Source organism: Curtobacterium sp. MCLR17_043 (assembly GCF_003224215.1).
Taxonomy (GTDB): Bacteria; Actinomycetota; Actinomycetes; order Actinomycetales; family Microbacteriaceae; genus Curtobacterium; species Curtobacterium flaccumfaciens.
Window position 1 is genome coordinate 12,729 of record NZ_QKLH01000018.1, and the last position, 21,181, is coordinate 33,909.

Consider the following 21,181-nt stretch of genomic DNA (forward strand, 5'->3'; position numbering starts at 1 on the left):
TGGTGTCGGTCAGATCACCGAGGCGCCTGTCGACACCGCCACTCGCTTCCGATCCAGGACGTCGTCGATACGGTGCGCACCGGTGATGAACGCTGCTGCGTCGGGGTCGATCGCTCGGGCGATCGCGACGATGTCGTCGCGGATGGCCGGCAACGGCGCATTGTGGATCGGTTCGTGGTGGGCGAGCCGGTTCCGGAATCTCCGCACGGCATCGAGTCGCCGGTGCAGCTGCTTGCGTCGGACCGCCCCCAGGCCGGGGAACGCGTGCACGAGCCGGGGCTGCCAGAGCGTCGTCTCGTAGCTCCAGATCGGGTCTCGGGGGATCCCCGCATCGGTGAGGCCGACCCAGAAACCGAAGCTCGTCGCGGCGACCACCTGATCCGGTTCGGGATCGGTGAAGCCCCGTCGCCGCAGGGTTCGAGTTGCGTCGTCGACCGCTCGGCGTTCGCGGTCCAGCAGGTGGACAGCGGAGTCGTTCCACCAGTCGTCACGACGGCCCCGGCGGAGTTCGTCGTGGAGAGCATTCCGGACGAACACTTCGAGGCAACCGACGGGACCCCAGAACGCCGACGCGATTTCTGAGTTCCAGGCGTAGAGCCGGGCGGCGAGGTCGGTACGGCCGTCGTAGCGAGCCGTGTACCGGTCGAAGCGCGCTGCGCTGAGCAGCCTCGGGAGCGCCTGCAGCGTGGCTGGATCGATCATCGCGCCCCTCGTCGCACCCCTCTGAGACAGCAATCGCCCCAGGAGTCCGGCGAGCCGAATGGTCCTGGGGCGTTACTCGATGAGCCTATCGAAGACGGGCCGGTATATCAAGTACCGGTCAGGTGCGCGAGGTGTCGGGGTCGGCCGGGTCCGACTCGTCCTGGTCACCATCGGCGTCGTCGGGTTCGTCGGCGTCGACCGGGGTCGATCCGACGGGGTGCTCGGCGAGCAACTCGGCGAAGTCCTCGTCGAGCATCTGCTGCAGCCGGTCGTCACGGCCGATCTCGTAGTCGTCCGCCGGGCGCTGCGCCCAACCGAGGCGTCCGACGACGGTGGTGCCGATGTCGTCCCAGGCGCGGGCCCGCGCGGCGAGCACGATGCCGTCGACGAAGTGCTGGTCGTCGCGCCGCTTGTCGAGCATGGTGGCGAGCTGCTCGTACGTGGCCTCGCGCATCCGGAGCTTCAGGTCGTCGCCCCGCCGGTAGTCGTGCTGGTGGCGGGAACGGCCCTTCTGCTTGCTCGAGGTGGAGCGGATCTCCCGCATGCGTGCGGCGTCGCCCCGCTGTTCCTCGGCCATGCGGTGGAGTTCCTCGCGCGTGGCCTCGGCGATGAGCGCGTGGTCGAAGTACCCCTGGTCACGCAGGGCGTTCGTGATGATGCGGTTGGCCACCGCGATGGTGACCGCGGCCTTCGCGATGAGGAAGCCCTCGTCGACCGCCCGCTTCAGTTCGACCTGGCTGATGGGTCGATCGCGCACGTCGGGGTTGCGTCGTCCGAACAAGGCCATGCTCCGACGATACCGGCGACCGGTGTCGGTCGGCCTGCACGACGGCGACGGGCGTCAGAGCAGCAGGCCGTACACCGCGACGTCGACACGCTCGGGCCCGAGGGGCAGCGCCCCGCGCAGGGTGCCCTCGTGCGCGAAGCCGAGCCGCTCGGCGAGCCCCCGGCTCCGCGCGTTGTCGACCGCCGTCCGGATCTCCATCCGTGCGCACCCGCGCGCCCGGGCGACCCCGATCAACACGGTGGCCGCCCGCCGGACGACACCACGGCCCTCCTGTCCGGCGTCCACCCAGTAGCCGAGCGATGCCTGGCCCAGGTACGGGTCGAACGTCAGCGACGCCACCCCGACGATGCGGTCGTCCGCCCGGATGACGCAGGGCAGCGCGCGGTCCATCGCGAACTGGCCGAGCAGGCGCTCCGTGTGCAGGGCGATGGCCTCGCGGGTCTGGGGATCCCAGGCCCAGGGCTCGGCGGCACGCAGACGATCGGTGTTGGCGTGCACGAGTGCGAGCACCTGGTCGACCGTCGTCAGGTCGCGCAGCGTCAGCGTGTAGCCGTCACCGAGGTCGCGTCCGAACGTCGTCACCGTTCCGACACTAGGCAGCCCTGCCTGTCACTCGTACCGGAGCGCCTCGATCGGGTTCTGCCGTGCGGCTCGTCGTGCCGGCAGGGTCCCCGCCAGGAACGCGATGAACATCACGACGAGGATGATCGTGGCGACGGACCCCGGTGCGAACTGCATGATCTGCAGCCCCGGCAGGTCTTTCAGGAGCGTGCCGGCCAGGACGTTCGAGATCCCGGTGCCGAGCAGGATCGCGACCCCGGCGCCGATGGCACTGCCGAGGAACCCGATGAAGACGGCTTCGAGCGAGAACAGCGTGTAGACCTTGCCGCCGCCCATGCCCATCGCCTTCATCAGCCCGATCTCGCGGGTGCGCTCCTGGACGCTCATGAGCAGGGTGTTGATGATGCCGAAACCGGCGGCGATGAGCGCGATCACGGCGAAGGCGTTGAGGACCCCCACGATGCCGCTGATGACGGTCTGGAACTGGCCGAGCTGGTCCTGGATGGTCTGGCCGAGGAACCCGTCGTCGGCCAGGGACTTCTTGACCGTGGTGACGGAGGCGTCGGCGTCGAGCGTCGCGGTGGCGCTGGCGTAGGACGTCGCGATCGAGTCGGGCTTGCCGATCTCCTGCGCGGCCTGCATGGCATCGGTCAGTGCGGCGTTCGCCCCGGCACCGCTGCCGAACAGCGACTCGTTCTGCACCCCGACGACGGTGGCGGTGAGCGTGTGCTCCTTGCCCTGGTAGTCGTCGACGGCGATCGTGAGCTCCTTGCCGACGGCGGCCGAGGCGCTGCCGAGACCCATGTTCTTCAGGTAATCGGTGGGCAGCATCACCTGGTTGGCGTCGGTCTCGTCGTCGAGCTGCTTGCCGCTCGCCAGGTCGGCGTCGAGCTCGCCGGCGTTGGCCGTGAGCGACACGACGTACTTGCCCTGGTCCCCGTACTCGGCGTACTTCGGCGCGAGGGCGACCGCGGGGCGGAGGCTCTTGATGCCGTCGGTCTTCTCGATGGCGTCGACGTCGGACTGCGAGAGGTACGAGAACGACGCCGGGCCGCGGTCGACGCTCTGACCGGACGCCTCGGGGTCGTACTTCGCCGGGCCGCTGTCGGTCGAGGTGGAGTCCACGGCCTTCGTGACGACCAGGGTGCCGTCGTCTCCGATCGAGGAGACCTGGCTGTCGATGTAGTTGCTGACGCCCGTGCCGATGGCCGACGTGAGGGTGATCGTGAAGGCGCCGATGAAGATCGCGATGACGGTCAGGGTCGTGCGCAGCTTCGAGCGGAAGGTGTTCGAGACCGCGGTGCGCAGGAGGTCGAGGAAGTTCATGCGGAGTGCCTTCCGTGCGTGGCAGACGCGTCGACCGCGTCGTCGGGTCCGCCGACGATCAGGCCGTCGCGGACGTTCACGCTGCGGTCGCAGCGCGCGGCGAGCTCTTCGTCGTGCGTGACCACGACGAGCGTGATCCCCCGCTCGCGCTGCAGCCCGAACAGCATGTCCTCGACCACCTGTCCGGTGTTCGTGTCGAGGTTGCCGGTCGGCTCGTCGGCGAAGATCACGCTCGGCTCGCCGACCAGCGCCCGGGCGATGACCACGCGCTGCTTCTGCCCGCCGGACAGGTCGTTGGCGTCGTTCTTCGCCTTGTCGGCCAGCCCGAGCGCATCGAGCGCCGCCATGCCCCGTCGCTTCCGCTCGGCCCCGGAGACACCGGCGATCTTGAGCGGGAGCACGACGTTGTCGAGCACCGAGGTCTTCGGCGTCAGGAAGAACTGCTGGAACACGAACCCGAACGTGCTGTTGCGCGTGCGGTTCACCTGCCGGGCACCGAGCGTCGCCGCGTCGGTGCCGTCGAGCAGCACCTGTCCGGCCGAGGGCTTGTCGAGCAGCGCGAGCAGGTGCATCAGCGTCGACTTGCCGGAGCCGGACTTGCCGACGATCGCCAGGCTCTCGCCCTGGTGCACCGCCAGCGACACCCCCTTGAGCGCGTCGAACCGCGTCGCGCCGCGGCCGTAGGTCCTGGCGAGGTCACGGGCCTCGAGCACGGGAGTGGTCATGGCTTCACCGTAGTGTCCGATGCACGACTGCAAGTTTGCGTTTGCTGTAGATCATGTGACGTTCCGGTTACAGTCGGGCCATGCCCGACTCCGCGACGCCGTCAGAACTCGGTCTCCGTGACCGCAAGCGCATCGAGACCCGCAACCGCATCGCCGAGGCGGCTCGGTCCCTGGCCCTCGAGCAGGGCGTCGACGGCACCACGATCGAGCAGGTCGCCGCACGGGCCGACGTCTCCCCGCGGACGTTCTTCAACTACTTCGAGAGCAAGGAGGACGCGGTCCTCGGGCACACCGAGCTCGACCTCGAACCCGCCACCCTCGAGGCGCACCTGGCGGCCGTCGCGGGGGAGCCGGCGGCGCAGGCCGTCGTGGACCTGGCGTTCCTGGTGTTCGGGTCGTCGTTCGGCGACGAGCACGAGCGCCTCGAGCGCAAGGCCGTCATCGTGCGGTTCCCGCAGCTGATGCGTCGGCAGGTCACGCGGATGACCACGGTCGCCGAGGCGATGACCGGCGCGGTGCGCACGATCCTCGAGCGCGACCCGGCCTGGGGGCCGGAGGCGGCGACCCCGCAGGCGGCGGAGATGCTGCTCGGCATGTGCATGACGGGGCTCCGCAGTGCCGCTCGGCACGAGGGCTCCGACCCGGAGCAGGTGCGTGCGGCGGTGGTCGCGTCGATCCGCGACACGGCTGCGCGCATCGCCGCGGCCTGAGACGTACCCACGAACGGACGGGAGGTGGGCCCCACCAGCTGGCACCGCGCCTCCCGTCCGTTCGTGGGGACGTCGAGAACGGTCAGGGCTTCGTGATGAAGCCCTCCTTCACCATCCAGTCGAAGGCGACGTCGGCCGGCTCACGCCCCTCGACGTCGACCTGGCGGTTGAGCTCCTGCAGCACGGCGTCCGTGAGCTTCGGCGAGATCTGGTCGTAGATCCCCTCGAGCTGCGGGTACTCCTTCAGCGTCTCCGAGTCGATGACGGGCGCGACGTTGTACGCCGGGAAGAAGCCCTTGTCGTCTTCGAGCACCGTCAGCCCGAGCGACTTGATGCGGCCGTCGGTGGTGAAGACCTCGCCGAAGTTGCACTTGCCACGGTCGGTGGCCGTGTAGACCGTGCCGGTGTCGAGGATGCTGACGTTGCTGCTCGGCACCCCGTTCGACCCCGAACCGCCGAGCTCCAGACCGTACTTCTTGAGCATCGGCTTGAAGCCGTCGGCACGGGAGTTGAACTCCGACTCCACGCAGAACGTTCGCTGGTCGACCGGCAGCTTGGTGATGTCGGAGAGCGTCTTGACGTCCCCGAGCTCCTTGACGGCCTCGTTGCGGACGGCGAACGCGTAGGTGTTGTTCATCGGCGCCGGTTCGAGCCAGGTCAGCCCGTTGCCGGCGTCCTCCTTCTTCACGGCCGTCCACTGCTCGGTCTTGTCCGGGATCCCCTTCGTGTGACCCATGAAGGTCAGCCAGGCGGTGCCGGTGTACTCGTACGTGAAGTCGGCCGCGTGCGAGGTCATCAGCTCACGGACCGCGACGCTGCCGGGCACGTTCGTCTCGTCGGTGACGTCGAACCCGGCGGCCTTGGCGGCGAGCACGGCGATCTTGCCGAGCACGAGCTGCTCGGTGAAGTTCTTCGACGTCACGGTGATGTGGGCACCGGCCGGCAGGTCGTCGATGCGCTGGATGGAGCCGGCGCCGGCCTCGGGCACGAACGAGGTGGCGGGCTGCAGGCCGCACCCGGTCAGGACGAGGGCGGTGGCACCGGCGACGAACGCGGCGGCTCCGACCCGGGTGCGGGTGCGGCGGGTGCGGCGGGTCATCGGAGTCCCTTCGGTCGTGCGACCGTCTCGACCACGCGGCCGAGCCAGTCGATGGAGAGGGCGAGCAGGGCGACGAGCAGGGCCCCGGCGACGAGCACCTTCGGCAGGAACAGCGTCACGCCCGTGGTGATGAGCAGACCGAGTCCGCCCGCACCGACGAAGGTCGCCAGGCTCGCCGTGCCGACGAGCAGCACGAGGGCGGTCCGGATGCCCGAGAGCATCACGGGCACCGCGAGCGGCAGTTCGACGCGCATCAGCACGCTGAAGGCGCTCATCCCCATGCCGCGACCGGCCTCGACCAGGCGGTCGTCGACGCTCTGCACGCCGATCATGGTGTTCCGGAGCACCGGCAGGATCGCGTAGAGCACGAGCGCGATGACGGCGGACGAGCTGTTCAGGCCGAGCCAGGCGGCGAGCAACACGATGAGGCCGACGGCCGGGGCCGCCTGCCCGAAGTTCGCGACGGCGAGCACGTACGGGCTCGCCCGGCGCAGCGGCCCGCGGGTGAGCACGACGCCCAGCGGGATGCCGATCACGAGCACCAGGACCGTCGACTGCAGGGTCAGCACGAGGTGCTGGCCGGTCAGGGCCAGGATGTCCGCCGGGTTGAGCGTCGTGCGCTCCGTCGGGGTCAGGTCCGCCGTCGCGAGCCACACCGCGAAGCCGGCCAGGACGACCAGGATCGCGATCGGCTGGAACAGCAGGCCCTTCCACGAGGTGCTCGCACCGGTGGCGGGGCCGGCAGTGGCGACTGCGCTCACAGGTCTTCTCCGGTGGGCATGGCCGACACCGGTGACGACGGCATGGTCTCGATCGGGTTCGTGTTCGTGCCGACCGGCGTGTAGGCCTGGTCGCCTGCGGCGGTCGCGCGGGAGCGGGTGATCGCCTCCATCACGGTCTCGACGGTGATGACCCCGCGGAACGCGTCACGACGACCGGTGACGAGCGCGGCGCCGGCGCTCGATACGAGCATGGTGTCGAGCGCGTCGTTGAGGGTCGCGGCCTCGCCCACGACGGGCAGGCCGGGCTCGACGCCGTCGGGGATGCGGTCGAGACGCTCGAGCTGGCGGCGCGACGGCCACCCGATCGGGCGCTGGCGGTGGTCCACCACGACGGCGTGCTGGTGCCCGCCGGCCTCGTTCATCCGCTGCAGCACGGCCTTGACCTCTTCGCCGGGCGAGCACGTCACGGCCGACTCGACCTCGACGTCGCGCACGCGGTTCAGCGTGAGCTGCTTCAGGCCCGCACCGGAGCCGATGAAGTTCTCGACGAACTCGTTCGCCGGCTCGGCCAGGATCCGCTCCGGGGTGTCGTACTGCACGATGTGCGCACCCTCGGTGAAGATGACGATCCAGTCGCCGAGCTTCACGGCCTCGTCGAAGTCGTGCGTGACGATGACGATCGTCTTGTGCAGTTCCTCCTGGATGCGCAGGAGCTCGTCCTGCAGGCGCTGGCGGGTGATCGGGTCGACCGCACCGAACGGCTCGTCCATGAGCAGGACGGGCGGGTCCGCCGCGAGCGCACGGGCCACGCCGACGCGCTGCTGCTGGCCACCGGAGAGTTCGCGGGGGAACCGGTCGCGGTAGGTGTCGGGATCGAGCGAGACCAGGTCGAGCAGCTCGTCGACCCGCGCCGCGATCTTCTCCTTCGACCAGCCGAGCATCTTCGGCACGATCGCGATGTTCGCCGCGACCGTCATGTGCGGGAAGAGCCCGCCGGCCTGGATCACGTAACCCATGCGGCGGCGGAGCTCGTCGCCGTCGATGCCCGTGACGTCGTCGTCGCCGACGACGATCCGCCCCTGGGTGGGCTCGATCAGACGGTTGATCATCTTGAGGGTCGTCGTCTTGCCGCAGCCGGACGGGCCGACGAGCATGACGATCTTGCCGGCCGGGATCTCGAGCGTGATGCCGTCGACGGCGGGCTTCGACTGCCCGGGGTACCGCTTGGTGACCTCGTCGAGCAGGATGCTGCGCCCGGTGACGTCCCCGTCGGGCGCGGTGGTGGTGGCGGAGTCAGTGCTGGACACGGATACCTCTCGAGATGGTCAGGCGGCCGAGGCCGATGAGGAGCAGGTCGAGGACCAGGGCGAGCAGGACGACGCCGACCACCCCGACCACGACGGAGAACAGGGCGTTGGCGCCGCCGAGGCGGGACAGCCCGGAGAAGATGAAGCCGCCGAGCCCGGGGCCGAGCGCGTACGCGGCGATGGCGGCGATGCCCATCACCATCTGCGCGGCAACGCGGACACCGCTCAGGATGATCGGCCACGCCATCGGCAGCTCGACCTGCAGCAGGGTGCGGAACCGGCTCATGCCGATGCCACGCGCCGACTCGACGACGGCAGGCGGGATCTCGGCGAGACCGACGACCGCGTTGCGCAGGATCGGCAGCGCGGCGAAGAAGACGACCGTCACGACCGACGGCAGGACGCCGAAGCCGAGCGGGACGATGAGCAGGCCGATGACGGCGAACGACGGCAGGGTGAGGCCGATGGCCGACACCCCGTTCGCGAACGCGGTCAGGCGCGGGCTGCGGTAGACGAGTGTGGCGAGCACCACGGCGATGACCGTGGCGAGGACGACGCACTGGACGACCAGTGAGAAGTGCTGCCACGATGCGAACCAGATCTGGTTCCATCGCTCCACGACGTACTGGAACACGGGTGGGCGCTCCCCTTCCGGTCGGCTGAACTGCCCACAGATCGGGGCACGAGCTCGGCCAAAGCTACGCAGCAGCTGGACCGGTTGTACAACGCAACCCGACCGATACGACGGTTTCCCTTGCAGTTGCGAGGATGACAACCCCTGATCAGCAGGGGTTCACCAGGGCGAGCCTGGGAGAACGGTAACGATCGGTCTGCGTGCTCGGCTATGCGCCCAGGCCGCGCAACCCCGCTCGCTCAGCGATGTCGACGAGCTGCTCGCGCCACCGGACCCATTCCTCCGGGGACTTGTCGGCCAGGTTGCCGTCACCGTCCCCGGCCAGGCCGTCGAGCATCTCGCGCACGATGTCGGCGTGACCCGCGTGCCGAGCGGTCTCGTACGCCATGTGCACCAGGATCCGGTGCAGGGTGACGTCCCGGTGCCCCTCCGGCCACCACGGCACGGTCCCGGTGGCGGTGAGGTCGAGCGCCTCGATCGTGGCATCGGCGTGGGCGGCACTCCGGTGGTGGAAGGCCACGATGTCGGCCATGGTCTCGTCGAGCGAGGCGTACATGTCCTCGCCGTCCTCCGACTCGAGCCAGGCGGGCTGGTCCGGCAACGGCCGCCCGAACACCTCGCCGAAGTAGCCGGCCTGCACCCCGGCGACGTGCTTCACGAGCCCGAGGACGTTCGTGCCCGTCGGTGTCACCGGCCAGCGGGCCTGCCGTTCCGCCAACCCGTCCAGCTTGGCCAGCAGGGCGGCACGGTGCTTCTGCAGGTACCGGTGCAGCGTCCGCTTCACCGCGGCGTCGGCGACCGTCGCGCCGTCGGGGTTCCGCGCTGCCCCTTCGTCCGACAGCAGGGCGTTGCCGCTCGCCGCCGGGGTGCTGGTGCTCGCGGGGTGCACCTCGGGGACCGCTTCGACGTCGCTCATGCCCCCGATCGTGCCACCCGGAGCTCCTCCAGGCGCGCCGACTCCTGCACGGCGACCCGTTCGGCCGTCAGCAGCAGCCCGGCGACCTCGGCACCGGTGCGTGCCGGGGCGTCGTTCCAGCTCGTCAGGTCACGCACCCGCCCCATCCGGATGTCCGGCGCGGGGCACCACAGCACGGGCTCGCCCTCGTCGCGGGCGAGGGCGTGCCACACGACGTCGAGCGCGTGCTGCACCCGGGGCGCGTGGACCGCGTGCGGCCCGCCGGCGGCAGACACGACCGCGCCGACCAGGCAGGCACCGACGAGCGGCCGGCCCTGCACGTCCATCGCGGCGGCGCTGGAGGCCTTGCGCTCGCGGCCGTGCTCGTCGAGGTAGGCGAACCAGGCGTGCTGGACCCACCCGCGTTCGACGACCGCGCGGGCATCGGAGAGCAGGTGGACGAGTTCGCCGAGTTCGCGCACCCGGTCGTCGACCCGTCGCGCGCGGGCGGCGGCGCGGCGGTCCGACAGACGGTCGAGCAGGCCGCGGAGACCGGGTCGGACGGGAGCGGGGGAGGCGTCGGTGGCGACGTCGTGCTGGACGCGGAGCTCGAGGGTCATGGTGGCCCCTCCGATCGGCTGTGCACGGATGGTGCGGTCACGATAGCCCCGCGGGGACTCAGTCGTCCAGCACCGCGTCGATGCTCCGTCGCGCGACGCTCCGGAAGGCGCGTTCGTCTGCGGTCGCCAGCGCGGACGCGAGCGCGACCACCCACCCACGTGCGCGCAGCCAGGTGGCATCCGGCGCCGCGACGCGCGCCCGGAACGCCCGACGCCCCGGCCAGTCCAGCGTCAGCCAGGCGGTGGCGAGGTCGACGGCCGGGTCGCCCGCGGTGACGTCCCCGAAGTCGACCACGGCCGACAGGCGGTCGGCTCCGTCCGACGAGTCGACGAGCAGGTTGAAGGGGTGCAGGTCGCCGTGCACCCAGACGGGAGGCCCGGCGTGCGCGGGCACGGCCGCTGCGGTCCGCCACAGCGTGGCCAGCTCTCCGGCCCGGTGCACGCCGTGCTCGTCGAGTCGCGTCAGCACGGCGTCGCTCCGCGACGCGAGCGGCACCGCACGGAACGGGTTCGCCGGGGCGTCGTCCGGGGCGGGGACGTGCAGGAGTCCGACGAACGCGGCGAGCGCCTCGGCGACGGGGACCCCGGCCGCCCGTTCACCGATCGCCGTGCCGGGCAGCCACGGCACGATGCTCCACGACCACGGGTACCCGAGGGCGGGGCGGCCGGTCCGCACCGGGGCCGGCACCGGGACGACCGATCCGACCCGGGCGGCGATGTCCGGCAACCAGCGCTGTTCGTGTTCGACGAGCCGTGCGGCCAGCTCCCGACGGGGGACCCGGACGGCCAGGTCGTCGCCCAGACGCAGCACGACGTTGTCCCAGCCGTTCGCGACGACCTCGAGCGGGAGCCCGGCCAGGTCGGGGTGCTGGTCGCGCAGCAGGGACCGGACGAGCGGGACGTCGACGTCGACCTCGGCAGCGGGTGTGGGCACCGCGTCAGGCTAGTGGGCCGCCGGACACATGCCCGCGAACTGGGGCCGGTGGCGCGACACCCTTCTCGGTAGTCTCAGAGGCGAGGTGACGTGGGTGTTTCCCTGGGGGGACCCGCGTCACTCCGGAGCGATGAGCGCGACGAGCCGCGGGATCTCCGGACGCAGCCGTTCGGTGACGAACGCGTCCAGCAGGACCGTCCAGAGTTCCCGCAGGCCCGCGAACAGGTCAGCCCGGCGGGTCATCACGTCCGAGACGGTCTGCACGCCGGTGTAGGCGCGGACGACGACCCGGCCGACCAGGTCCGGGTCCCACCGCTGGTCGAGCTCGCCCACCTCGACGGCCTGCCGCGCGAACCCGGCGACCACCGTGGTCCAGTCGGTGTACGGGTCCTGCCGGGCGACGTCGCTCGCGGCCACGTCCGTCGACAGGCGCACCCCGGCGCTCACGACGACCTCGGACGTCATCTGGACCGCGAGCCCCTGGCACAGCCACATGATCGACTCGAGCGGGGTGGTGCCCCGGGCCACCGCGGCCTCGCCGTAGCGGCGGGAGATCGCGTGCTGCTCGGCGACGACCGCCCCGGCCATGTCGGCCTTCGACGTGAAGTGGAAGTACAGCGCACCCTTGGTCATCCCGATGCGTTCGGCGATGCCGTCCATCGAGGCACCGACGTACCCGCGTTCGTCGAACTCCGCGGCCGCGCCCTCGATGATCGCCGTCCGGGTCGCGAGCGACCGCTGCTGCCGGGTCGGTCGGTCCTGCGCCATGGGGTCCGATCGTAGTCAGCGCACGCTGCCGCCGGGGTCCACTGGCCGCATTCGGCAGGCGTTCGGCCGGGTGCCCTACGGTCGGTCGCCATGGACGGATGGCGGAACCCTGCGCGCTGGGCACGGACGGGTCGGTGGCTGCTGCTGCCGATCGCGGTGCTCGACTGGGTCGCGCTCGCGCCGCAGACCATCGTGGTGCTCGCGTTCCTGATCGCCGTCGTCGGGCTCGCCGGCATGGGTGCGGCCCTCGTGGTGCACATGCTCCGCCGGTCCCGTGGGGCGATGGCCGGCCTCGGGGTCGTCCTGCTGCTCGGTGGCCTCGTCGTGTTCGGCCTCGACCCGTTCCCCGGCTCCTTCCCGCTCATCCAGTCGTGGTGGCCGGAATCGATCACGCAGCCGCAGCACGTCGGCAGCGCGTACTGGCAGCTCGCCGGCCTGGGCATCGAGCTCGCCGGGTTCGCCCTGCTCGCCACGCTGCTCGTGGTCTCGCTGACCGGCACTCCGCGCCCGCGGCCGGACCGCTTCCGCTCCTGACGCGCGCGGCACGATCAGCTGGCGCGGCACGACCGGATGGCGCAGCACGCACGCTCAGTGCCGCGTGAGCACCACCAGCGTGACGTCGACCACGGCGTCCGTGGGGACGGCCGTGCGCACCCGTTCGACCACGGTGGCCCCGTCCGGAGCCGAGCGCACCAGCGCAGCGAGGTCGTCCAGGTGCCGGAGCCCGTCCAGCGACAGGACGCCCTGGGTGCAGATCGCCAGCCGGTCCCCGGGGTCCAGGTCGAGCGCGCCGGGCGACCGTGGGATCGACTCCGGTTGCAGCCCGAGCGGCAGGTCGAGCGGGTGCAGGACGCGAGCCGGACCGTCGGCGGGGACGAGCACGGCGAGGCCGTGGCCGGCGTCGCCGAAGTCGACGTGACCCGACGTCGGGTCGAGCCGCAGGTGGAAGAGCGAGCCGACGGCGTCCGCAGCCGACAGGTCGGCGGTGACCTGCGCCTCCAGGCCGACGATCGCGTCCGACATGGCCGAACCGGTGCGTGCCGCCACGGCACCGCGGACCGCCGCGGCGAGCAGGCCCGACGCCGGGCCGGCCGCGCTCACCCGTCCGACGGTGACGTGCAGGGCACCGTCCGGTGCGACGCGCCAGTCGGCGACGTCACCCCCGCCGTCGTCGTGCTGTGCCACCAGGACGTCGAGGTCGTACCCCGGCACCGCGACCGGGTCTGGCACCAGGCCGTCGAGCACCCGACGGACCCGTCCTCGGTCGATGGCGACGCCGAGCTCGCGCTCCGCCCACCGGGCCAGGTCACCCAGCAGAGCGACGTCGTCCGGCGAGAACGTGCGCGGCACCGCGTCCATCAGGCACAGCGTGCCCACCCGGGTGCCGTCGACCATGGTCAACGGTGCGCCCGCGTAGAACCGGATGCCGTGCTCCGCCACCGCCGCCGTGTGCGCGAACCGGGCGTCGAGCGACGCGTCCGGGATCACCATCGGTTCGCGGGTGAGCACCGTCGACGCGCAGAACTGCTCGCTGGCGGGGACGCTCGATCCCTGGTGCCAGCCGAAGGTCGACTGCGTGGTGACGAGGTCGTGGTGGACGAGGTTGAGGAAGGTCAACGGGACGTCGAACGCCTCGTGGGCCATGCGGGTGATGCGGTCGAAGCGCTCCTCGGGTCCTGATCCCAAGATTGCGAGCGCCTCGATCACCGCGGTGCGCCTGTGCGCACCGTCGAGATGGTTGGTCACCCGGCCTGTCTACCCCCATCGTCCGTCAGGAACCAGTCCCGTGGGTGGGGGTCAGCCGTCAGCTCGCGGCGCTCGGACACCGGGGCGGCCCAGGCGGCGGCGTTCGACAGCACGCGCTGGATGTCCGGGTGGTGGTACACGGGGTACTCCTGGTCGCCCGGCGAGAAGTAAAAGACCTTGCCGAGCCCCCGACGGTACGCGACGCCGGAGCGGAAGACCTCGCCTCCCGCGAAGGTCGACAGGAACACCTCTTCGTCGGGGCGCGGGATGTCGAAGTACTCGCCGTACATCTCCTGCCGGTCGATGACGATCGGGTGCGGGACCCCGGCGGCGATCGGGTGCTCGGGCGCGACGGTCCAGACGAGTTCGCGCTCGCCGTCGTTCCGCCACTTCAGCGAGCAGGTCGTGCCCATCAGGCGCTTGAACGGCTTGGAGTAGTGGCCGGAGTGCAGCACCACCAGGCCCATGCCGGCGTGCACGGCATCGACGACCAGGTCGACGACGGCGTCGCTCACCTCGTCGTGGGCGGCGTGGCCCCACCAGAACAGCACGTCCGTGGTGGCCAGTCGTTCGGCGGTGATGCCGTGGTCGGGTTCCTGCAGGGTGGCGGTGGAGACGTCGGCCCCGGGCTGCAGCTGCCGGAGCGCCTCGGCGATCACGGCGTGCATGCCGTCGGGGTAGTGCCCGATGACCGTCGCGTCACCGCGGGTCTCGTGCACGTTCTCGTTCCAGACGACGATGTTCAGGGGACGGTTCTCGGTCGACGGCGACATGCAGGCAACGCTACCCGTGCTCGGTTCGCGCATCCACTGGCGTTTTCTGATCGTTTGGCCTACCTTCAGATCACATTCGCGCAGGACGGCAGCGCCAGGGGGCGCCGATCACCGTCCGCGCCGAGGACAGGGGCTCGTCCGATGCAGCACCGCACCATCACCACCGTCGCACTCGCGGCGGTGCTCGCACTCGCCGTACCGACCACCGCGTGGGCATCACCCACCGGTCACCACTCGAAACGGACCGCGACCACCTCGACCGTGACCTACACGGCGAGCGACGCGGTCATCCCGAACCCCTCGCGCGGGTTCGACCACACCACCGAGACGCACTACCGCGCCGACGGCACCGGGTACACGCCGCTCGACGCCGCGACCCTCCAGGGCTACCGGGCCGAGGGCGTCACGCAGGTCGTCCGGGTGTTCTACATGGAGGCGTTCGTCCAGCAGCGGCAACTCAGCCCGGCCTGGCTCGCGCTCGTGCAGCACGACTACGACACCGCGCGCGCCGCCGGCGTGGGTGTGATCACCCGGTTCGCGTACGTCCAGGGTGGCTCGTACCCGTACTCGGCGCCGTACGGTGACGCCGACCTGCCGACCGTGCTCGCGCACATCGAGCAGCTCACCCCGACGCTCCGCCGGAACGCCGACGTCATCCCGACCCTGCAGGGGGGATTCATCGGGCTCTGGGGCGAGGGCTACTACACCGACCACTTCGCCAGTGACCCGGCGAACCCGGGTGTGCTGACCGAGGCCGACAAGGACGCCCGACGACAGGTCCTGCAGGCCGAACTCGCCGCTCTGCCGTCCAGCCGCTCGGTCCAGGTCCGCACGATGCAGATGAAGCAGGACGCCCTCCGCACGCCGTCCGGCACGGCCGGGGCGCTCACCCCGGCGCAGGCGCACGACGGGTCGGCAGCGTCGCGCATCGGGCACCACAACGACTGCTTCCTCGCCTCGCCGGACGACTTTGGCACGTTCCTGAGCAACCCGCTGTCGCTCGACCAGGACTACCTGGCGGCGGAGTCGCGGTACGTCCCCGTCGGTGGTGAGACCTGCGCCGTGAACGCGCCGCGGACCGACTACCCGTCCGCCTCGGCCGAGATGGCGAAGTACCACTACAGCTACCTCAACCTGGACTACAACAAGGACGTCCTGGCGACCTGGGGTGCAGACGGCATGACCGACGCCGCGAAGAAGCTCGGCTACCGCTTCACGATGACGTCGAGCACCGCCACCTCTGGCGCGAAGCCGTCGGTGGCGGTGTCGATCCGGAACGACGGCTGGGCGGCGCCGTACAACAGCCGCCCGGTGCAGCTCGTCCTGACCGACGGCGATCGCCGGGTGACCGTGCCCGTGACCGCCGACGCGTCGTCCTGGCAGCCGGGACGGACCGTGACCGTCCGGGCGTCGCTGGCCGACGTGCCGAACGGGCGCTGGGACGTCGCCCTCGCCCTGCCGGCACCCGAACGCTCGGTGGCAGCGAACCCGGCCTTCGCGATCCAGACGGCGAACACCGGCACGTGGGACGAGAGCACGGGTGTGAACCGCCTCGGCCAGACGGTGGTCGTGCGGCACTGAGCGGACCCGCAGCGCGCCCCGGGTCGGACGATCCGGGGCGCCCTGCTGTCTGTCAACCGGGTCCGCCACGATGGTGGCCATGACCCCACGCTCCCTGTTCCGCGCCGCCGCGGTGGCCGAAGTCGTGACCTGGACCCTGCTGATCATCGGGATGATCCTGAAGTACGGCCTGGACGCCGGTGACTGGGGTGTCCGCATCGGCGGTGGCGTGCACGGCTTCGTGTTCCTGGCGTACCTGGTGGTCACGACGATCGTGGCGGTGAACCAGCGGTGGTCGTTCGGGGCGCTCGTACTCGGCTGGGCCAGTGCCGTCGTGCCGTACGCCACGGTGCCGTTCGAGGTCGCGGTCGCCCGCCGCGGCATGCTCGAAGGCTCCTGGCGCCGCTCACCGGACGCCCACTCGGGCTTCTGGGACCGTCTGCTGTTCTTCGTGGTGCGTCGGCCCGCCGTGGCCGCGGGCATCGGGGTCGTGGCCGTCGCCCTGGTCTTCACCGGGCTGCTGGCCGCCGGCCCGCCCGTTCCCTCCCGCGGCTGACGCGACGAGCGCCCACGCGTCACTTCGTGAGCAGCAATGGTCGGGTGCGTGGTGCGGACGCGACCATTCCTGCTCACGAAGCGCGGCCGTGGTCGCGACCACGGACGGACGGGAGGCCCGGTGCCAGCTGGCACCGGGCCTCCCGTCCGTCGGCTGGTCGCTGCTAGAGCGCTGCCAGCGCCGCGTTCAACGTGGCGGACGGACGCATGACCGCGCTCGTCTTGGCGTCGTCGGGGCGGTAGTAGCCGCCGATGTCGGCCGGGTGACCCTGCACCGAGACGAGCTCGTCGACGATGGTGTGCTCCTGCTCACCGAGCTTCGCCGCGAGGTCCGCGAACGACGCCGCGAGCTCGGTGTCCTGGGTCTGCGCCGCGAGTTCCTCGGCCCAGTACTTCGCCAGGTAGAAGTGGCTGCCGCGGTTGTCGATCGAGCCGAGCTTCCGACCCGGGGACTTGTCCTGCTCCAGGAACGTCCCGGTGGCACGGTCGAGGGTCTCGCCCAGGATCTTCGCCCGCTCGTTGCCCGTCACACCGGCGAGGTGCTCGAGGCTGACCGCCAGTGCGAGGAACTCGCCCAGGCTGTCCCAGCGCAGGTAGTTCTGCTGCACGAGCTGCTGCACGTGCTTCGGGGCGGAACCACCGGCACCGGTCTCGAACAGGCCGCCACCGCCCAGCAGCGGGACGACGGAGAGCATCTTCGCCGAGGTGCCGAGCTCCATGATCGGGAACAGGTCGGTCAGGTAGTCGCGCAGGACGTTGCCGGTGACCGAGATGGTGTCCTCGCCGCGGCGGATGCGCTCGAGCGAGAAGCGCATGGCGTCCTCGGGCGCGAGGATCTCGATCTGCAGGCCCTCGGTGTCGTGCTCGCCGAGGTACTGGCGAACGAGCCCGATGAGGTTCGCGTCGTGCGCGCGGGTCTCGTCGAGCCAGAACACGGCCGGCGTCGCGGAGGCACGGGCGCGGGTGACGGCGAGCTTCACCCAGTCGCGGATGGCGACGTCCTTGGTCTGGCAGGCGCGCCAGATGTCGCCGGGCTCGACGTCGTGCTCGATGACGACGTCGCCCGAGGCGGTCGTGACGCGGACCACACCGGCGCCGGGGAGCTCGAACGTCTTGTCGTGCGAGCCGTACTCCTCGGCCTTCTGCGCCATCAGGCCGACGTTGGGCACGGAGCCCATCGTCGACGGGTCGAAGGCGCCGTGGGCGCGGCAGTCGTCGAGCACGGCCTGGTAGATGCCGGCGTAGCTCGAGTCGGGGATGACGGCGAGGGTGTCGTGCTCGTCGCCGTCCGGGCCCCACATGTGGCCCGAGGTGCGGATCATCGCCGGCATCGAGGCGTCGACGATGACGTCGCTCGGCACGTGCAGGTTCGTGATGCCCTTGTCCGAGTCGACCATGGCGAGCTCGGGGCCGTCGGCGATGCCCTGCTTGAAGGCACGCTCGATCTCGGCGCCGTTCGGCAGCGCACCGAGGCCGGCGAGGATCGAGCCGAGGCCGTCGTTCGGGGTCAGGCCCGCGGCGGCGAGGTCGGCGCCGTAGCGCTCGAACACCGACGGGAAGAACGCCTTGATGACGTGGCCGAAGATGATCGGGTCCGAGATCTTCATCATCGTGGCCTTGAGGTGCACGGAGAACAAGATGTCCTCGGCGGCGGCGCGCTCGATCTGCTTCCGCAGGAACGACTCGAGTGCGGCCACGTGCAGCACGGTGCCGTCCACGACCTCGCCCTGCAGGACGGGGATCGACTGCTTGAGGACCTGCTCGCTGCCGTCCTCGGCCACGAAGGTGATCGTCAGGACGTCGTCGGCGGGGGCGATCCAGGACTTCTCGTTCGACCGGAAGTCGTCGACGCCCATGGTGGTGACGTTCGTCTTCGAGTCACGCGACCAGGCGCCCATGCGGTGCGGGTGCTTGCGGGCGTAGTTCTTGACCGACAGGGGTGCGCGGCGGTCGGAGTTGCCCTCGCGCAGCACCGGGTTGACGGCACTGCCCTGGACACGGCCGTAGCGGGCACGGACGTCGCGCTGCTCGTCGGTCGTGGCCTCGTCCGGGTAGTCGGGAAGGTCGTAGCCCTGCGCCTGCAGTTCCTTGATCGCGACCTTGAGCTGGGGGATCGACGCCGAGATGTTCGGCAGCTTGATGATGTTCGCCTCGGGGGTCTTCGCCAGGTCGCCGAGCTCGGCGAGGGCGTCGTCCAGGCGCTGCTCGTCAGTGAGCCGCTCCGGGAACTGGGCGATGATCCGGCCGGCGAGCGAGATGTCGCGGGTCTCGACGTCGACACCCGCGGTGCCGGCGAAGGCCTGGATGACCGGGAGGAAGGAGTGGGTGGCGAGGAACGGCGCCTCGTCCGTGAGGGTGTAGATGATCTTGGCCATGCTGGCGGGTACTCCCTTGTTCGACCGTCGGTACGTCCACGGTACTCGTGGCGCAGGATGTCTCGACATCAAGATACATGGCCCCCGCTTCCGCGCGGCAGATGCTCGGCCGACACCCTGGAGGCGCACTGTCGACACATAGGAACGGTGCGTGGACTGGTCTTCCGCAGCACCAGAGCGAGGGAGAGCGCGCATGACCACCACACGGCAGACCCCGGACGACTTCGGCTGGACCGCGGAGGACCTGCGGTCCGCCTACGCCTCGGACGGCAGCGGGCCCTACCGGTACGCGCCGGACGGCTCCGGCCCGTTCTCGTACGACCCCGACGGCTCCGGTCCCTGGCTCGTCGGCCCCGAACCCCGACGGAGCACGAAGCGGTTCGCACCGCGTCAGCGTGGCAGCCGGTCGCGGTTGCGGCGGATCGGGACGGCCTGCACCGCCGGGGCGCTGGCGCTCGTGCTCGCCGTCGGCAGTGTCTCCGTCGTCGCGCACGCCGCTCCTCCACACCCGTCGGTGCAGGCGAGCGCCGTGCAGGGCTCCGGACCCGACGGAGCCTGAGCCTCAGTCGCCGATCGAGACGCGGAACACCCGGACGCCGGCGGCACGGAGCCCGGCGAGCCCGAGCCGCATGCGCAGCGGCCGGAAGGGCCGGCGGAACCCGGACGAAGCCGACGCGGCATCGATCTGGTGCAGGACCTCGGACGTCAGGGTGCGCTCGAGCTTCGGCGCGAGCCGGGTCACCCCGGACACCGTGACGACGATGCGGACAGCGTGCGGCGCGAGCATCGGAGCGATGAGCTCGGCAGCCGCCTGCGCCCGGTGGAACGCGGGGTCGTCACCGGGGCGACGGATCGCGATGACGGCCAACGCCGCGTCCCACGTCTCCTCGGGGTCCGGCAGGTCGTCGACCCCGATGACCCGCATCCGCGCGGCGTCGATCCCGGCGCGCACGGCCGCGGCCCGGAGCACGGGCAGGAGTTCCTGGGTACCGGCCAGCACGACGTCGGCCGACGCCAGGTCGACCGTTCCGTACCGCTCACGCGGCGATCGGGCCATGGTGCGGGTCCTTCCGTCGCTTTCCCCTGACCGTACCGATACAGAGGGCCCGGGGGACGCTTCCGCCCGCGGTGATCAGGGGCCTCCCAGCGCACTCGGTAACGAAAAGATCACGAAAGGGCCTGTACAAAGCGACAGAGTCGTGCAGAATGGTGGGCGGCCATGACGACTGCACCCGAACTCGACCAGCACCCGGAGACCCCGGTGGTGCACCTGTCCCGTCGCGCCGCCCTCGAGGCCGAGCGCGCAGCAGCCCGCGGACCGCAGCGTCGCAGCAAGACGGCGCCGGTCGCGAAGGCCGCCAAGCCCGAGAAGCCGGCCAAGGCAGCGAAGGTCGCCAAGCCGGCGAAGGCCGCGAAGCCGGCCAAGGCGCCGAAGGCCGCGAAGGTCGCCAAGCCCGTGCAGGCCGTCGTCCTCGCGACCGCGTCCTCGGCCACCGAGCCGGCCGGCCGCCGCTCCGCAGCCGCACGTGCCACCACCGAGCACGTCGACGACCGCATCCAGCGCGTCGTCCGTCGCCCCGCACCCAAGGTGACCCGCGTCGCCAGCGCACCCCGGGCCTCCCGGTCGGCCCGCGCCGGACGCATCACGCTCACCAGCGCCGCGGCCGCCATCGCGATGTTCGCCGCCTCGGCGATGCCCGCCCACGCGAGCGCCGGCACCTCGATGGCCACCTCGACCATCGCACCGATCGTGCGCACGCAGGACTACGCCGTGACCCAGGCGGTCACGGCCGCCGGGTTCGACCGTGACGGCTTCACCGTCGGCGGCGGCTCGACCGTCACCACGAAGACTGCTGGTTCCGCCGACTCCGCGGCGACCGCCGGAGGCGCCGTGTCGTTCGGCGGCGCGGTCCGCTCGCCGTTCCCCGGCCCGGTGCAGATGAGCTCCGGCTTCGGGTACCGCTCGGCACCGTGCGGAGCGTGCTCGTCGCTGCACCAGGGCCTCGACTTCACCCCGGGCATGGGCACGCCGATCGGCGCCGTCGCCGCGGGCAAGGTCCGGGTCTCGGGCACCTACTTCTCGTACGGCAACGCGGTCATCATCGACCACGTGGTCGACGGCCGTCAGGTCTCCACGCTCTACGGCCACATGATCCCCGGCTCCTCGCCGCTCAAGGTCGGCGACACCGTCGCGGCCGGGCAGTTCATCGGGCTCGTCGGGTCCTCCGGCGTCTCGACCGGTGCGCACCTGCACCTCGAGGTCCTGATGGACGGCGTCACGCCGATCGACCCGAAGGCGTGGCTCGAAGCCCGCATCGGCCGCTCGCTCACGCTGTAGCGACCGCTCCCCGCACCGACCGCTCCCCGTCGCGACGGGGGATC

23 protein-coding genes are annotated in these 21,181 nt (G+C 71.0%); 6 read left to right on the top strand and 17 right to left on the bottom strand.

Annotated features, from left to right (window positions below; genetic code table 11):
- Positions 1-9 precede the first annotated feature (9 nt).
- The 5 genes from DEJ03_RS15435 to DEJ03_RS15455 form a co-directional block, all read right to left on the bottom strand.
- Positions 10-702 carry a hypothetical protein gene (locus DEJ03_RS15435; RefSeq protein WP_110865303.1) on the bottom strand — a complete coding sequence of 231 codons (693 nt, stop codon included), beginning with the start codon at positions 700-702 and terminating at the stop codon, positions 10-12.
- 118 nt (positions 703-820) lie between these two features.
- Entirely contained in the window at positions 821-1,489 is a 669-nt protein-coding gene (locus DEJ03_RS15440; protein WP_027466829.1) for a hypothetical protein, read from the bottom strand.
- 54 nt (positions 1,490-1,543) lie between these two features.
- Complete coding sequence (locus DEJ03_RS15445) at positions 1,544-2,071, bottom strand: GNAT family N-acetyltransferase (protein WP_181422753.1); 528 nt, start codon at positions 2,069-2,071, stop codon at positions 1,544-1,546.
- Between the two features lie 27 nt (positions 2,072-2,098).
- The gene (locus DEJ03_RS15450) at positions 2,099-3,376 is read right to left on the bottom strand and encodes an ABC transporter permease (protein WP_110865305.1); all 1,278 of its coding nucleotides are present in this window, start codon (positions 3,374-3,376) and stop codon (positions 2,099-2,101) included.
- Positions 3,373-4,101 (bottom strand): ABC transporter ATP-binding protein, encoded by a 729-nt coding sequence (locus DEJ03_RS15455; protein WP_031260145.1) that lies wholly within the window; start codon positions 4,099-4,101, stop codon positions 3,373-3,375. The genes DEJ03_RS15450 and DEJ03_RS15455 overlap by 4 nt, the downstream gene beginning before the upstream one ends.
- A gap of 80 nt (positions 4,102-4,181) precedes the next feature.
- On the opposite strand from DEJ03_RS15455, the gene DEJ03_RS18135 reads away from it, so the two are divergent.
- Entirely contained in the window at positions 4,182-4,811 is a 630-nt protein-coding gene (locus tag DEJ03_RS18135) for a TetR/AcrR family transcriptional regulator (protein WP_110865306.1), read from the top strand.
- An 82-nt stretch (positions 4,812-4,893) separates the two neighbouring features.
- On the opposite strand, the gene DEJ03_RS15465 is transcribed toward DEJ03_RS18135, so the two are convergent.
- The 8 genes from DEJ03_RS15465 to DEJ03_RS15500 all read right to left on the bottom strand — a co-directional run bounded on the left by DEJ03_RS15465 (position 4,894) and on the right by DEJ03_RS15500 (position 11,790).
- Positions 4,894-5,910 (bottom strand): glycine betaine ABC transporter substrate-binding protein, encoded by a 1,017-nt coding sequence (locus tag DEJ03_RS15465; RefSeq protein ID WP_110865307.1) that lies wholly within the window; start codon positions 5,908-5,910, stop codon positions 4,894-4,896.
- Positions 5,907-6,671 (bottom strand): ABC transporter permease, encoded by a 765-nt coding sequence (locus DEJ03_RS15470; protein ID WP_110865308.1) that lies wholly within the window; start codon positions 6,669-6,671, stop codon positions 5,907-5,909. The genes DEJ03_RS15465 and DEJ03_RS15470 overlap by 4 nt, the downstream gene beginning before the upstream one ends.
- Positions 6,668-7,939, bottom strand: a complete 1,272-nt coding sequence (locus tag DEJ03_RS15475) for an ABC transporter ATP-binding protein (protein ID WP_017887899.1) — start codon at positions 7,937-7,939, stop codon at positions 6,668-6,670. The genes DEJ03_RS15470 and DEJ03_RS15475 overlap by 4 nt, the downstream gene beginning before the upstream one ends.
- Positions 7,926-8,573, bottom strand: coding sequence for an ABC transporter permease (locus DEJ03_RS15480; protein WP_071245638.1), 648 nt, complete (start codon positions 8,571-8,573; stop codon positions 7,926-7,928). Before DEJ03_RS15480 ends, DEJ03_RS15475 begins: the two co-directional genes overlap by 14 nt.
- 208 nt (positions 8,574-8,781) lie before the next feature.
- Positions 8,782-9,489 carry a DinB family protein gene (locus tag DEJ03_RS15485; protein ID WP_110865309.1) on the bottom strand — a complete coding sequence of 236 codons (708 nt, stop codon included), beginning with the start codon at positions 9,487-9,489 and terminating at the stop codon, positions 8,782-8,784.
- The gene (locus DEJ03_RS15490; RefSeq protein ID WP_110865310.1) at positions 9,486-10,088 is read right to left on the bottom strand and encodes a hypothetical protein; all 603 of its coding nucleotides are present in this window, start codon (positions 10,086-10,088) and stop codon (positions 9,486-9,488) included. Before DEJ03_RS15490 ends, DEJ03_RS15485 begins: the two co-directional genes overlap by 4 nt.
- Before the next feature lie 58 nt (positions 10,089-10,146).
- Complete coding sequence (locus DEJ03_RS15495; RefSeq protein WP_110865311.1) at positions 10,147-11,022, bottom strand: aminoglycoside phosphotransferase family protein; 876 nt, start codon at positions 11,020-11,022, stop codon at positions 10,147-10,149.
- A 117-nt stretch (positions 11,023-11,139) separates the two neighbouring features.
- Positions 11,140-11,790 (bottom strand): ScbR family autoregulator-binding transcription factor, encoded by a 651-nt coding sequence (locus DEJ03_RS15500; protein WP_110865312.1) that lies wholly within the window; start codon positions 11,788-11,790, stop codon positions 11,140-11,142.
- Positions 11,791-11,880: 90 nt separating this feature from the next.
- Here DEJ03_RS15500 and DEJ03_RS15505 point away from each other — a divergent pair, with 90 nt between their 5' ends.
- Positions 11,881-12,324 (top strand): disulfide bond formation protein B, encoded by a 444-nt coding sequence (locus DEJ03_RS15505; protein WP_110865313.1) that lies wholly within the window; start codon positions 11,881-11,883, stop codon positions 12,322-12,324.
- A gap of 54 nt (positions 12,325-12,378) precedes the next feature.
- Here DEJ03_RS15505 and DEJ03_RS15510 read toward each other — a convergent pair whose 3' ends face one another.
- Complete coding sequence (locus DEJ03_RS15510) at positions 12,379-13,536, bottom strand: GAF domain-containing protein (protein ID WP_110865314.1); 1,158 nt, start codon at positions 13,534-13,536, stop codon at positions 12,379-12,381.
- Positions 13,533-14,309 (bottom strand): ThuA domain-containing protein, encoded by a 777-nt coding sequence (locus DEJ03_RS15515; protein WP_258370872.1) that lies wholly within the window; start codon positions 14,307-14,309, stop codon positions 13,533-13,535. Before DEJ03_RS15515 ends, DEJ03_RS15510 begins: the two co-directional genes overlap by 4 nt.
- 141 nt (positions 14,310-14,450) lie before the next feature.
- On the opposite strand from DEJ03_RS15515, the gene DEJ03_RS15520 reads away from it, so the two are divergent.
- Positions 14,451-15,890 carry a DUF4832 domain-containing protein gene (locus DEJ03_RS15520; RefSeq protein WP_110865315.1) on the top strand — a complete coding sequence of 480 codons (1,440 nt, stop codon included), beginning with the start codon at positions 14,451-14,453 and terminating at the stop codon, positions 15,888-15,890.
- A gap of 79 nt (positions 15,891-15,969) precedes the next feature.
- On the top strand, positions 15,970-16,425 hold the full coding sequence (locus DEJ03_RS15525) for a DUF3817 domain-containing protein (protein WP_110865316.1): 456 nt from the start codon (positions 15,970-15,972) through the stop codon (positions 16,423-16,425).
- Between the two features lie 163 nt (positions 16,426-16,588).
- On the opposite strand, the gene DEJ03_RS15530 is transcribed toward DEJ03_RS15525, so the two are convergent.
- Entirely contained in the window at positions 16,589-18,799 is a 2,211-nt protein-coding gene (locus DEJ03_RS15530; RefSeq protein ID WP_110865317.1) for an NADP-dependent isocitrate dehydrogenase, read from the bottom strand.
- A 193-nt stretch (positions 18,800-18,992) separates the two neighbouring features.
- Here DEJ03_RS15530 and DEJ03_RS15535 point away from each other — a divergent pair, with 193 nt between their 5' ends.
- Positions 18,993-19,358 carry a hypothetical protein gene (locus DEJ03_RS15535; RefSeq protein ID WP_110865318.1) on the top strand — a complete coding sequence of 122 codons (366 nt, stop codon included), beginning with the start codon at positions 18,993-18,995 and terminating at the stop codon, positions 19,356-19,358.
- Between the two features lie 3 nt (positions 19,359-19,361).
- Here DEJ03_RS15535 and DEJ03_RS15540 read toward each other — a convergent pair whose 3' ends face one another.
- Complete coding sequence (locus DEJ03_RS15540) at positions 19,362-19,856, bottom strand: hypothetical protein (RefSeq protein ID WP_071406257.1); 495 nt, start codon at positions 19,854-19,856, stop codon at positions 19,362-19,364.
- Between the two features lie 162 nt (positions 19,857-20,018).
- Here DEJ03_RS15540 and DEJ03_RS15545 point away from each other — a divergent pair, with 162 nt between their 5' ends.
- Complete coding sequence (locus DEJ03_RS15545; protein WP_110865319.1) at positions 20,019-21,137, top strand: M23 family metallopeptidase; 1,119 nt, start codon at positions 20,019-20,021, stop codon at positions 21,135-21,137.
- The last annotated feature ends 44 nt before the right edge of the window (positions 21,138-21,181 follow it).